The organism is Hoeflea sp. IMCC20628 (assembly GCF_001011155.1).
Taxonomy (GTDB): domain Bacteria; phylum Pseudomonadota; class Alphaproteobacteria; order Rhizobiales; family Rhizobiaceae; genus Hoeflea.
Genome location: NZ_CP011479.1, coordinates 3,029,854 through 3,043,741 on the forward strand (window position 1 = coordinate 3,029,854; position 13,888 = coordinate 3,043,741).

Annotated in this window: 8 protein-coding genes; 6 read left to right on the top strand and 2 right to left on the bottom strand. The window is 55.3% G+C overall.

What is annotated here, in order from left to right:
• Window positions 1-16 precede the first annotated feature (16 nt).
• Genes IMCC20628_RS14420 through IMCC20628_RS14435 form a run of 4 tightly spaced genes read left to right on the top strand, consistent with a single transcriptional unit; the run spans window position 17 to window position 4,035 of the window.
• Window positions 17-1,114, top strand: a complete 1,098-nt coding sequence (locus IMCC20628_RS14420) for an ABC transporter ATP-binding protein (protein WP_052766439.1) — start codon at window positions 17-19, stop codon at window positions 1,112-1,114.
• Between the two features lie 3 nt (window positions 1,115-1,117).
• Window positions 1,118-1,996 (top strand): ABC transporter permease, encoded by an 879-nt coding sequence (locus tag IMCC20628_RS14425; RefSeq protein WP_047030791.1) that lies wholly within the window; start codon window positions 1,118-1,120, stop codon window positions 1,994-1,996.
• Window positions 1,993-2,829, top strand: coding sequence for an ABC transporter permease (locus IMCC20628_RS14430; RefSeq protein ID WP_047030792.1), 837 nt, complete (start codon window positions 1,993-1,995; stop codon window positions 2,827-2,829). The genes IMCC20628_RS14425 and IMCC20628_RS14430 overlap by 4 nt, the downstream gene beginning before the upstream one ends.
• A gap of 24 nt (window positions 2,830-2,853) precedes the next feature.
• On the top strand, window positions 2,854-4,035 hold the full coding sequence (locus IMCC20628_RS14435) for an iron-containing alcohol dehydrogenase (protein ID WP_047030793.1): 1,182 nt from the start codon (window positions 2,854-2,856) through the stop codon (window positions 4,033-4,035).
• A gap of 382 nt (window positions 4,036-4,417) precedes the next feature.
• Here the strand turns inward: IMCC20628_RS14435 and IMCC20628_RS14440 are convergent, their stop codons facing one another.
• Both IMCC20628_RS14440 and IMCC20628_RS14445 read right to left on the bottom strand, forming a co-directional pair.
• Window positions 4,418-9,082, bottom strand: coding sequence for a VWA domain-containing protein (locus tag IMCC20628_RS14440; RefSeq protein ID WP_047030794.1), 4,665 nt, complete (start codon window positions 9,080-9,082; stop codon window positions 4,418-4,420).
• Between the two features lie 2 nt (window positions 9,083-9,084).
• Window positions 9,085-11,124, bottom strand: coding sequence for a hypothetical protein (locus tag IMCC20628_RS14445; protein WP_156174523.1), 2,040 nt, complete (start codon window positions 11,122-11,124; stop codon window positions 9,085-9,087).
• 385 nt (window positions 11,125-11,509) lie between these two features.
• Between IMCC20628_RS14445 and IMCC20628_RS14450 the strand changes: the two genes are divergently transcribed.
• A complete protein-coding gene (locus IMCC20628_RS14450) occupies window positions 11,510-12,577 on the top strand; it encodes a LuxR C-terminal-related transcriptional regulator (protein ID WP_047030796.1) in 1,068 nt (355 codons plus the stop codon).
• Window positions 12,578-12,874: 297 nt separating this feature from the next.
• Entirely contained in the window at window positions 12,875-13,888 is a 1,014-nt protein-coding gene (locus tag IMCC20628_RS14455) for a class 1 fructose-bisphosphatase (protein WP_047030797.1), read from the top strand.

Below are 13,888 nucleotides of genomic sequence, written 5' to 3' on the forward strand. Positions count from 1 at the left end.
CCGAGGAACGCTGCCATTGGCAACTCCGATTATTGATGCAACCTTGATCATCAAGGATTATGGCAACGTCCGCGCGCTGCACGGCGTTTCTCTTGAAGTGGCGGCCGGTGAATTCGTCGCCCTTGTCGGGCCTTCCGGTTGCGGCAAGACTACATTGCTGAAGATCCTGGCCGGTTTCGAGGACGCGACGGACGGGCGGCTCGAAATTCAGGGCAAGGACATGGACGGGGTCCCGGCAGCAAGCCGTCCGACCCGCATGGTGTTCCAGAAACTTGCACTGTTTCCGCACAAGACCGTTGCCCAGAATATCGGCTTCCCCCTGAAATTGCAGAAAGTCGAAAAGGCAGAACTTGACCGGCGTATCGCGCGCATGCTCGAGCTGATGCATCTCAAGCCCGAATATCTCGATCGCTACCCGGCGCAACTCTCCGGCGGTGAACAGCAGCGCGTTGCGCTGGCCCGGGCCCTGATCTCGCAGCCGGGCGTTTTATTGCTGGACGAGCCAATGAGCGCGCTCGATGCCAAACTGAAGAAATCGCTACAGGCAGAGCTCAAGAAACTGCACCGCGAACTTGGAACCAGCTTCGTGCTGGTGACCCATGATCTCGAAGAGGCGATGATGCTGGCCGACCGGATTTGCGTGATGCGCGCTGGCCGTGTCGTGCAGATCGGAACGCCGTCGGATATTTATTACCGCCCGGCCAACATGTTTGTCGCAGGTTTCATCGGCGAGACGAATTTTCTGCCGGTCGATGTCAGCCACTCGGCAGGCGGTGCCGTGACGGTAAGGTCGTCACTGGTGAAGGGCGACAACGTCACCATGGCTACCGGCAATGTTTCGGAGTTCCTCGGCGACGGCAACACCGCGCTGCTGGTCAGGCCGGAAACCGTCGGCTTTGTCACGAGCGAGCCGATGCCTGACGAATGGACGCTTGACGGTGTGGTTGAAGAATACTTCATCAAGGGGGCTTCCACCCAATACCGCGTTCGTGTCGACGGATTGGAAGCGCCCGTCATCATGGACCTTCAGGGATCCATCGATCTGCCGGCGAAAGTCGGCGAGAAGGTCCGTGTCGGCTTCGAACCGTCGCGCGCCTTCCTGCTGTCGGAGTAGCTTATGAAGACCGAAGCGAAAAAATGGAACGACCCGGTCCTGCTTGCCGCTGTGGCGCCGCTGGCTGTCGTCATGCTGGTCTTCTTCCTTGTTCCGCTGGTCATGACGGTGATCTTGACGTTCCAGACAACGGAATATTACCGGTTGAACTGGACTTGGGATCTGAGGATATGGACGGAGATTTTTTCCAAGCCGCATTACTGGACAGTGATGCTGCGGACAGTCTGGATGGCCGTGGTCTGTGTGGTGATTTCCATTCTGATCGCCTTCCCGGCAGCCTATGCGCTGACGACACGGTTGAAGACCTACAATACGCAGATCCAGATCCTGATTATTTTCGCCTTCCTGACCGACGCCGTACTGAAGACATTTGGCTGGATCCTCGTGCTCGACAAGCACGGCGTGGCCAATTGGCTGTTGTCCTATCTCGGGCTCGGGCAAGAGGCCGCGGACATTCTCTTCACACCGACGGGAACCATGGTCGGCATGGTCTATAATCTCGCTGTCTATCCGATGTTTACCATCTACTTGTCTCTCGTCCGCATCGACCGCGATCTGGTTCTGGCCTCCTATGACGCCGGCGCCTCCCGTGTCCGCACGTTTTTCGAGGTGACGCTGCCGCTATCGCGCCCAGGGCTTTACTCGGGTGCAGTGCTGGTTTTCGTGCTCAGTCTCGGGGCATTCCTGGAACCCAAGGTGCTGGGTGGCGGCATGAAGCCGATGGCCTCGGAATTGATCCGACAGAGTTTCGAAACGCGGGTCAACTGGCCGCTCGGCGCGGCATTGACGATCGTGCTGATTGCCATTGGTGCGCTGACACTGGCGATTGCAGCAGCCTTCGTGTTTCGCAGCACAAAGGCGACAGGGAGGGCTGCATCATGATATCGCAACGCTTGAGCAATGCCATTGTAGATGTAGCGCTCGTCGGCACCGTTGTCCTGCTACTGCTGTTCTTCTACGCCCCGATCATGACTTTGGTGGCCTTTTCGTTCACATCGAGCCGTGTCCTGACCTTCCCGATCGAGGGCTTTTCGCTGGAATGGTATGGCGAATTGATCCGCAAGCCGGATTTCTTCCCCGCCGTCATCAACTCGGCCACAGTTGCTGCCATTTCGACGGTCTTTGCATCCGTGCTTGGCACCGCCGGGGCAATCGCCTGGATCCGCTACCGGTTCCGTTTTCAGAACCTGTTTCGCGCCGTGACCTTCGCCCCGCTGTTGTTTCCGCAGCTTTTGCTCGGTGTCGTCATGTTGTTGTGGTTTTCCGTTCTCGGCAACTGGCTCGGATTTTCCAATGGTCTCGTTACTGTCATCATCGGCCATATTGTCTACATCACACCTTTCGCGCTGGTGATTGTCGCCGTGCAAGTCTACGGCTTTGACGAAGCGCTGGAAGATGCTGCGCGTGATGCCGGCGCCAGCGGGTGGGAGGTTTTCCGCGAAGTGACATTTCCGCTGCTGTGGCCGGGAATATTTTCAGCGGCGATCTTCGCTTTCCTGCTGTCCTGGGGGAATTTCTACGTTTCCTATTCCCTTGCCGGTACGGTGCGCACGCTGCCAGTCTTTGTCTACAGCGGCATCGCCGTGGGTTCGTCTCCCATCTATCCGGCTCTGGCAACGCTGAATTTCATTCCGGCATTGCTGCTGGTCGGACTTGCCGAGTTCATGCGTCGCAGGGCGCTGAAGCGGCAAAGCATCACGCACACCCCCTCCTGACGTCACCCTGTAGAGGCAATGATCATGTCCTTTGATACCAAAGCTGTATCCAGCAATTGGAGCTTTCCAACCTCCGTACGTTTCGGCAGTGGCCGAATTTCGGAACTTGCTGCCGTGGTGCGCGAACTCGGTTCCCATCGTCCACTGGTGGTCACCGACAATGGATTGAAGGATCTGTATCCGGTGCAACGCACGCTGGAGGCGCTGCGATCGGGCGGTGTGGATGCCAAACTGTTCCATGGGGTCAAACCGAATCCGACTGGTTCCAACGTCACAGACGGAGTGGAAGCCTTTCGGGCCGGCGGACACGATCTCATCGTCGCTATCGGCGGCGGCAGTGCGCTTGATGCTGCCAAGGCCATTGCCCTGATGGCTGGCCAGACGATCGAGATGTGGGACCTGGAAGATATCGGGGAGAACTGGAAACGCGCGAACACGTCGCATCTGGTTCTGGTCATTGCCATTCCCACAACAGCTGGAACCGGCTCGGAACTTGGTCGATCATCGGTCATCACCCATGAGGCCGAAATGCGCAAGGTGATCGTGTTTCACCCCAGGATGATGCCGGATGTCGTCATCATGGACCCCGAACTGACGACCGGTCTGCCGGCCCCAATCACCGCTGCGACCGGAATGGATGCGCTCTCCCACGCGCTGGAAGCCTATTGCGCGCCGAGTTTTCACCCCATGGCGGAAGGCGTCGCCCTCAACACCATGCGGATCATCAAGACCTGGTTGCCGGTGGCCACGCTGGAAGGCGGTAATCTTGAGGCGCGGAGCCAGATGCTGGTTGCGTCCGGGATGGGCTGCGTTGCCTTGCAGAAAGGCCTTGGCGCAATTCATGCGCTGGCCCATCCGCTCGGCGCTCTGCACGATGCCCCTCACGGACTTCTCAATGCCGTGCTGATGCCTTATGTGCTGGAATTCAACGCGCCGGCGATCACCCAGAAGCTGGAACTGCTCGGGCGTTTCCTCGATCTACCGAACCCCACGGCAGCAGGGGTGATCGAATGGATCCTCGACTTGCGCGAGACATTGAGTATTCCGAGCACCCTTGCAGGTATCGGACTTGTAGACATAGACATCGACAAGGTCGCGCGTATGGGCGTGGTCGATCCTTGCGCCGGTGGAAACCCCGTACCGCTCGATGAAGCGGGATTGAGGTCAATTCTCACTGCCGCGCAAAATTCACGATCACATCCCTGACGCTCCGGAAACAATTTCCATCGATATGTAAGGTGCGGCTACGCGTGGCCATTCAGTTTGTTTATTGTTGATTTCCACTGAGAACTGATGGCTTCCAAAATCACACATGACCGCCAAGGAGCGCATGGCCCAAACTGCGAACCCGACGGACATATGCCTGGTTTAGCGTCCTAAATTGGACCTCACCATCTATGGGAATACCGCCTGGCAGGAAGTCAGAACCGAACGCCCTGTTCATATCAGATGCTATCCCAGCCCGGGCTCAACGATTTCCGTCACTTTCTTTTTCTTGGTTCGAATTGAAGGTGGATGATTGGCGTCATGTTCAATCCATTTTCGACATGGGTGAGCGGGCCATGGCCCGCTCACCGTCGTTGGACAGCTACTTCACGCATATGCCGTTGAGCATGATACGGCAGCGTTTCGTATCTGCAGCGGCACCGCCAACGTGATCATCCCGATCCGGCTTCTGTGGGCGTCCGATCGAGACCGAGACACAGCCTGCGCCTGGCACGCGCAATGATCCAGGCGGGCAGGATTTAGGCTTCGGAGCCACTTGGTCAGGTTTGGGCTTCGGAGCCGCCTGATCAGGTTTGGGCTTTGAAACCCTCACCTTCACGCAGCCCTTTTTACCGTTCAGCTTGTAGCCCTTCACACACCCGCACTGGGTTGGGCTTACTTTGGCAGAATGGCTGAATTTGCATTTGCAGCTCTCGCCATTTCCGACCGTTGTGCGCGCATCGCATTTGAGAGCTGGTGCAGGCATCTTCGGCAATTGCACACTCGCACAAGAAGCAGCACCTTGTGTTTGCGCACTCAAACCAAGTGCTTCAAACACCTCGCCCAGCGACTCGGACGGCGGCAGGTCCAGTTGTTCTCTCAACTTCGCAAGACCACGGCGGGTTTTGGGACCAATCTCGCCATCGACCTTGCCCACATCAATGCCACGCTTGTTCATAATGTCCTGTGCAAAAGCAAGCTGCTGGCCTTCACCATCGCCCAGTCCGAGGATGGCGCAGTTGTCAAACGTGCCGCCATTGCGAATGCCACGCACGATCACCGTGGATACAATCGTAGATGATTGACCCGGCGCAAGACGCAGATTGTCATTCAGCCCGACGATACCTTTCGGTGCAGGCGTCAGATCCCAATCTTCGCCGAGCAGTTTGCCGGGGCGGATGCCACCCTTGCCAAACTCGTCGGTCATCACGATTGGTCCAGAAAACGTCTGCTCGCCGGTGTTGGCAATCTCGATGTCGAACGGGCATTCATAGATCTGGCCATCGCGATCAACACGGCACGCGCCGGATGTTGTTTTTTCGAGGACAAGCTCTGGTTTTGGCGATGGCTCGGGCGGGAGGTCAACCACCAGGCTCTTGTTGCTGGTAACCTCGAACGTCGTGCAATCGCCCCAGCTTCCATATATTCCACGCGCCGTTGCCGTGGGGCTTACTGCCGACCCAAAACCTGTTGGGGTGGGCGATTTTCCATCGGAAACAAAGCAGTTTTCGTATGAGGTCCCGGGAGGCGGCGCGGTCATGGAGACCGTAAACGTCGCGGTTGCGTTCGCCGCAAGAACCAGATTGTCAGTGCAGGTGCGGCCCTCAGCTGTCGTCGCCCACTGGGATGGGTAGGCACACACCGCCGGCGATACATCATTGGTGATGGATGTAACGGTCGGTGCAATCACATCGCCGCCGGAAGTCGATAATTGATCACCAAAGAACACAGGGCCATCGTAACCCAATGCCGGGCAGCTCTGTCTGACTTTGATCTCAAACTCGCAATCGGAGCCTTGTACGCACGCTTCCCCAAAGGTCGGATATTTATCCACCAGCAAGGAATTAACGCTACATTCTGGCGATATATAATCTTGCAGGTAAGCACAGTATTTCGCGCTGGACTCATCTCCTTCTGCAGCCGGGCCCGCCGCTGGATCCATGTTATTGGGCGTTGATTGGAGAGTTCCGTCTACTGCGGTGACTTGCGCGTAATTGGTACCATAGCGCTCAGTTGTACATACATCCTCGGTTGGTTTTGCAATATCAACCCTGAAAATCGCGTTTTCGGTTGCTCCCGCTGCAAGCGATGGGATTGTCCAACTGAAATTCTGCCCGGTAAACGTGGCTGTCCCGACATTTACCACGGCATTGCCGGGATTGGTCAGATCTGCAGGGATCAGATCTTCCACAACAACAGATGTCATTGGACTGGAAGTCGGATTTTGAATCTTCAACATGACCGCGATACGCTTTGTCGCCGGATCGCTGCTGGAAAACGCAACGGTCCTTGTGTCAACGCCACCAATGTACTTGTTCAAGTAAATGTTCGGACACATATCCCCAATGCTCTGTGCCAAATCTGACTGAAGATTGGAGAAACTTGACCCTTGGGTGTTTCCACCAAGCAGTGCATCCAGATAAGTGGATACGACCATGCCATTGGCATCTGAAGCTCCGACGCCAATGATTTTCACACCTTTGGCGTAAATACTGTTCACCACCGGAATTGCTTCATTGGTTGCGCTGAGCCACGAGGCAGCATTGTCCGGCAAGTTCACATTGTTGCCACTGCCATCCACATAGGCCGTTGGACGACCATCCGTGATGAAATACATGATCGTATCACGGCCGCCATTGGGCAGGATTGAATCCGCAGCAATGAGCGCTGCTTCCCAATTTGTTCCGCCACCGGCTGACATCCAATAGGAGTTGGCGATTGCGTCAAGGCTGGCGGTGCTCATCGCCGTGGGCACTGTGGCACCAGAATCAAACTCGATCAAAGAGGCTTGCGATCCATTCCCGACCGCGATTTTGGCCATGTTTCTAACCGCCACCGACACTTTGCTGGCGCGTTGTGGGCTGTAATTACCGTTGGCGTCCTCATTGAGTGAACCAGATTTATCAACGACGAAGATGAAGTCTGTCTCACAGGTTCCTGCGACTTCCGGTGCGGGATTGGGTTCATCAAATTCACCGCCGATCAAGACGCAATCTGACTGTGGCTCCATGGTCGAGTGGGATCCCGAGGCACAATTCATCAAGCCTTCCTGATCTGAAGCAGGCATATCAACTGTGAACGTTGCTGTATTTGGCGGGCTGTAGCCCGAAATCGTGTTGTGCGTAATTGTGCAGGACATGCTGGCATCGTCGCACGCCGTGCCATCTGGCCCAACGATGCTCATACCGCTCGTGTCGTCGATATTGAGGGTGTCGTTGATGGTCAAAGCACCGCTAAACGGAACACCGTTTGTGGTAACGACGATCGTGCATTGCAGGCCAGTGGCGCTGTCGCCACAGGTTTTTTCAACCGTATAGGCCGGGATGTCCGTTGCAACTTCGTCAGTCGGATCATCGTTTTCCGGCTTATCAACTGTCACGCAGCTTTGGTTGTTGAACGCATGCGCATCATGCAGGTTTGCTGTTTCTTCGGCACCGACAACCGCACAGTTTTCAAAGGCACCAAATGGTCCATCTCCGGTTGCTGTGGCCGCAATGCTGATCGGCGGCAGAACTTGCCCAGAACCAACCGGTCCTGCGCCCGTGTAAGTGCAATCGACTGAGTCACCGGCGTTGGCGGGCAGACTGTCGCAGGTCCAGTCCGTACCAGTGGCCGTGTCGAAGACCATGCCATCGGGCACAATATCGCTGACCTGGATTGAACCGGCATCGTCAACCTCGTCCCCGAGATTGGAGACCGTGATTTCAAAGGAATAGTAAGGTGCCTCCGGCGCCGGACTTGTGGCACCGGTTTTCGCAACCGCAAGGTCATAGCCATTGTGGTCGCATTCGATGTCTTCAGGAATGGTGATTTCGATTTCGCCATTGCAGCAGATGCTCATGCCGGTTTCAGACGACAGATCAAAAGTGGAACCGGAAACCATCAGCTTGATTGTATCGCCAGGATTTGCACCGACGAGCGTGAACTGCGCCTGGCCGTTTCTAACCGGAACAACATGTGTCGACGATGAAAGTGTGACGCCAGTCGTCAGCGATTCCACTTCGACATAGGCGGGCAATTCGCCGCCTGCCCCGAGCGGATCAATCGTCACGACAAAAGTGCCGGGTTCGCTGCCGCAGGCAATGGTCGGATCACCCGAGAAACAAGATGCCTGTGTCGGCGGCGGTGGAGGCGCTTCGCAGTTTTCTCCCTGCGCTTCACCCAGATCAACCATCTTGCTGACACTGGTTTCACCGGCACCAGAAGCTGACGCGCTGCCCATGACCGCTGTGTTGGTCACAGGACCGCAGGTGGTCACTTCGGCCTGGTAGCATATTTCCGGATTCTTATCAGCAGCATACCCAATCTTGATATCGATGGATTCAGCTGATCCTGCCGCAGGGGTGAAGGCGATTGTAAGTGTCTCCGACCCAGTGCCGATAGCGGCAGGCATCGGGTAGTCTGTCGAATTACTGGTAATGGCAAGCGTTACAGGAGAGCCATTTCCTTTTGTAAACGTCAGCGTCCCAGCTGCGCCGCCTGTCACAATGCTTACTCGGTCCCAAGCAAACTTTTCGGGATCAGGAGCGCCATTGCAAAAAAGCGTATCAATTGGCGGCGTGCTAAAGATCTTGCTATCGCCATCGACCGGCGCAGTGCCGTCGCCAGCGACGGGAACCGGTGCAGCCAAACCGGAAACGGTTAAACTGACATAATTTCTCGGCCCTATCTGCGGATTGACGTATGTTTCCATATTGCCCGAAGAATAAGGCGTTGCACCCCAGGTCCAGCCGGGGGCCGCCGTGGTTGGGGCCACATAGGTCTGGCTAGGCGACAGCGTATCGACAATCTTCACCGGCCCGGAAAAATCGACGCCGTCGCCAGTGTAGCTCAACACATACTTGACGGTATCGCCCACACTGGCGGGCCCGCTCCATGGCGTGCCGTCCAGTTTGTAAGCGGTCTTTTCGAAGCTCCAGGGATTTGCGGATTCAGTATCCTGCGCACTCAGACTTGTCGGCGCCAACCCCGCCAACGCACACACGGCGCCAATGGCAAATATTCTTGCAGACCGGAAGAACGACGATTTTTCAAAGAAATTTCTCATGGTCATTCTCCTGCCTTTTCACATGCTTCAGCTGGAACACTGGCAGCAATTGTTGCCTTGCAGCAGGCGAATGGGCCGCCCTTCTGGGATGCGGCCTCGTCAAAAATACAAACATCAGTGCTGATCAGCTGACCGGAAACGCCGCCCGACAAAGTCAGACGGATACCGGGGACGGAATAGCTCATCAAAGGCCCGCCCACGACACTCACGCCGGGTGAGCTGGCAACAATTTTCACCTTGTCAGCAAGGCCCGCATCGGTCCGCAAAATCCCGTCATAGATCCAGGTGCCGGTTTTCACGTCGCAGAAGAATTGCCCGGTCATCGCCGCGCATTGCGGAGCGCTTGGCAGAGGTTGTGGCGGTGGCAGAGTGTCGTCACCTGTACCACCGTCAGTGTACGGCAAGTCACTCACATAATACGGGCCTTCGGGCCAGCCACCGGTAGCGCCACCTGCAACAGCGTCGCCATCACAACCCGTGCGAAGAATTTCAACATCGCCAATCCACCCGGTCGTGTTTATGTCGCTGTAGGGCGTCGGTCTTTCGTCTTCATCGACGAGATCAGTGTTGAACTGATCATTGTCGAACATGTAACTCACCCAAGGAGGGGAGTTGTTGAACTTTTCGTATTGCTTGACTGGCCGGATCGGCATGCCCTGAAGGCCGTCGATAACCAGGGCCCCCCCCAGGAGCAGAGTGTCTTCCAGTTCGTTGTTGTCACGCAGGTTTTCGCCCGTGGTCCAAAGCGACGCCTCGCATGACCCCGTATCGAGATAGCCCTGCTTATCGTAGCCATAATTGAGCGCCACGCCGCCATTGGTCGAGCGTTCCTGGCCGTTGAAGCCAACAGAATATTCTTCCGGTTCGGCTATCCATCTGCTTGGTGTATCGGGATCATCCTCCGGCTTCTCCAGCCAGTAGCGCAACAGCCGTGACTTTCCATGATCTGCAAAATTGGCATAGTCATAGGTCGACGTGACGTCGCCGCGCTGCGCCAGGACCATCGCGCCCGAACGGGTGAACAGCATATCTGTGACCGGCAGTTTTTTCGGTTTTTTGGGAACATCGAGTTCCCACTGTGCGCTGTCGAGAAACTCGCCGGTTTCCTCGTCAAAACCAACGGACCAAATCTGGCTTTCGCCTACAACGGAATAATAGAGGCGGCCTTTGTTGAACGCCAATGCGTAAATACGGCGATCTTCATCGGCAAAGCCCCATGTCTCGGAATCTTCCGGATCAAAATCTGCACTGTCAAAATCCGGCGCATTTGACGGGTCGAACGGCAATGGTGATTTTTCAATTGAGGCGCGGCCGGTGACGCCGTGATCAAAGGTCTCGATCTCCACGCCGTCCATGTCCAGACGGTGAATCAGACCGGTGGATAAATCCGTGACAAACAACTGCCCGAACTGAGGCACATAGGTGATGTTGCCAAGCCCGACGCCGGAATTGTTTTCACCATTGTGCAAGATGTTTGCAAAAAGCGTTACCTTGCCGGACTTTCCATCAACCTTCCAGATCGAGCCGGGACCACCTTGGCTCGGCGTCGTGTCGGTCTCGTCGGCCTTGCCCCACATGCCCTCCATCCAGTCGGCACCAGGCACGCCAATTGTGGTGCGCTCGGGTCTTCCATCGTTGTCAGCATCTGGCAAAACGCGGTACAGGCCATAGGCGGATGAGGCGGCCAAATAGACATTCGGGAACTTCGCATCGTCTATCGCAACGCCAAAGACCTGGCCTACGTCGCGCGCCTTGATATCGAAATAGGCTTCGGCAAACCAGGTTCGTGCATCCCAAATATAGCCTGGCGCCGCCAACCCGTTAACTCTTGCTGATGCGCTTTCCAAATCAATGAACGTTTCGTCCAAGGTTTGGAGCGCAGTGAGCGGCGGGTCTTGTTGCTCCGGCTCAACAACTCCTGAAAATCCGGTAACGACTGCATCACCCGGTATCAACAAACCTGTTTCTTGCGCCTGCGCACCCGTTGGCGAAGCAGTCCATACCAGGACAAATGTACTTAAAGCGACAAAGATGCGATCCAACATGATGTATGCGCCAATCCAAAATCAATAAGCAGCTGCCGCACAATTGGGTGCAACCACCCGCTCAGCATTGGAAAATTCGAAATGCGGGCTCGGGATCAGGTTATTTCGCAAACTTTCTGAACTGAATGACCATATGGTAGTCACCGGATATTATTTTCAGGCTTTCTCACACGCACCTTCTGATTGCTTTCCAACCCGACATGGAAATCGCGGATACGAGTATCTGAGGCCCTAGACTTTCCCCAAAGACGCGCAGGACGGATTGCATTTTTGATATTTGTTCATGTTGCATTCAATTTCAATTAGTTACTCATACTGAATGACGATATGGAATGTTTGGTACGGTTCGTGAATTTTATCGAACCAATTGCTTGGGGCGCTTATGGAAACTGTTTGGAAACGTCTGGATGACGCGCTCGACCTGGCAATTGATGACGCTCAGTATTGGGAAAATGTCTGCAATGAAGTGGTAGACATTTTCGGCGCTACAGGCGCCATTCTCATTCCCACCGATCCCTCTTTTCGCGGCGTATGGATGTCATGCTCCACCAGGCTGAAGCTGACTTTGGGAGAGTATATCGAGGGCGGCTGGCATCTGCGTGACCCGCGTGAAAAAGTGACGGCCTTGATGCTTGAACATGGGTATTCGACCGATGATGAAATTTTCCCTGATCGAGCAGCCAAGGCAGAGATGCCTTTTTACAAAGACTTTCTCTACAAGCACAATTTTGGCGTCCTGACTGCCATCCGTATTCTCACGCCCAATAGATATTGGGGTTTAATGTTGCATTTTGCCAATGATCATCCGCCAATCTCAGAAGCAGAAATAGCGCTGATAGGCAAAATACGCCCGATTCTCGAAAAAGCAGTCACCAAAGCCGACGAGATTGCGCATAGGCGAATAGCCGCGTTTGCACATTTCTTTAAGGGAACGAAATCTGAAGTCTATGTGATGGATGTTGATGGTGAGCAGTGTTTCAACTTGGATAATGATGGAAAATTGAGCAATCAAATCAATGCTTCAGACCTGTTGCCCAAGGAAATGAGCAACGAGTTGAACGATGAAATCAAAGAGATTTGCGCAAGTGATCCAGAATTATCGTTGAGCAAATCGTTTCAATTCAGAGAGCGCGGCGAAAACACCAATGTTCTGGTCATTCAATTTCCACCCAGCCTAAGACATTACTTCATGGCCTTTAAGGTATGCGCCATTACCACTGAATGCAGCGATATGGATTCATTGAAGCACAACCGCTTGCGTGAAAACTATCAACTTTCAGAGACTGAAATTGCCACCGTAGACCTGCTGTCGACCGGAAAAACACCAAACATGATTGCGGATCTGATGAGTCTGAAGGCGGCGAGCATTCGGCAACGGCTGAAAGTGATCTACCAGAAGACAAATGTCAGCAGCCAGGTCGAATTGGTCGCGCTTTACGGACAATTATAATAACCGCCCCGAGCTTGACGGAGGCTGTCTGGGCAGACCTGTGCGTGTGTCAACGCCGCTGCGAACATGTGCCACTGAATTTCAGTGCGCCTATCAGGCAAGCCCCAGCGAACAAGCTCAAAATCACCGGTGAGGCTGGACAAACATGCAGCCAGAAACAACAGGCGCGTGCAGTTCTTTGTCGCCTCGACACGATTACGGTTGTAAACAGGCGTTGGCCGGACATGGCCGCATCAGAATGAACCGGTCGAAATTACTTCGAAAGTGCGTCCGGCATAACAAAAAGTGGACTCCTGCATGCGTGAAAAACAACTCACCCTTCGTCAGTTTCTGCTGCTCGACCACCGGCAGCACGCGCTCGACAAGGATCTGATCTTTCTGCTGGAAGATATCGCCACCTCCTGCCGAATTATCTCCAACCATGTCCGCAGCGGTGCCTTCGTCGGCAATCTGGGCAGCGCCGGGTCGACCAATATCCAGGGTGAAACCCAGAAGCAAATGGACGTGCTGGCAAATGAGGAGTTTGTCCGCCACTGTTCCAACTGTGGCCGCGTGGCGGCGCTGGTGTCGGAAGAAGTCGACGAGGTGTATTGGTTGAAAGCCAACCCGGAGGCCGGTGACTATCTGGTTTATTTCGATCCGCTTGATGGCTCGTCCAATCTTGAACTGAACCTGTCGGTTGGCTCGATCTTTTCGGTGGTGCGGATTGCACACGCGATTGACGCCAGCGACGACAGGTCGGTCTTGCGGGCCGGGCACGAACAGGTCTGCGCCGGTTATTCTGTCTATGGTCCGTCGACCTCGCTGGTTGTGACCACAGGAACCGGTGTGAACGGGTTCACCCACCAGCAAGGCACCGGCGAATTCCGCCTGACGCATCCCGATATGCGGATTCCGGAGGAAACCAGCGAATTCGCCATCAACGCCTCGCGGTACAAGCTGTGGGATGCCCCGATACAGCGCTATTTCGATGAATGCATCGCCGGCGAAGACGGTCCCCGCGGAAAAACCTTCAACATGCGCTGGGTTGCTTCGATGGTGGCCGAAGTCCACCGCATCCTGACGCGTGGCGGCGTGTTCCTGTACCCTTGCGATGACGGCAACCGCGCCGATGGCGGCAAATTGCGCCTGATGTATGAAGCCAATCCAATGGGCATGATCATTGAGCAAGCCGGCGGCGCGGCCTCCACCGGAACTGAGCGGATCATGGACGTCACCCCAACATCGCATCATCAGCGCGTCGCGGTCATTCTGGGTTCCAAATCCGAGGTCGCGCTGCTTGAGCAGTATCACGCCGACAGTCGATACTGA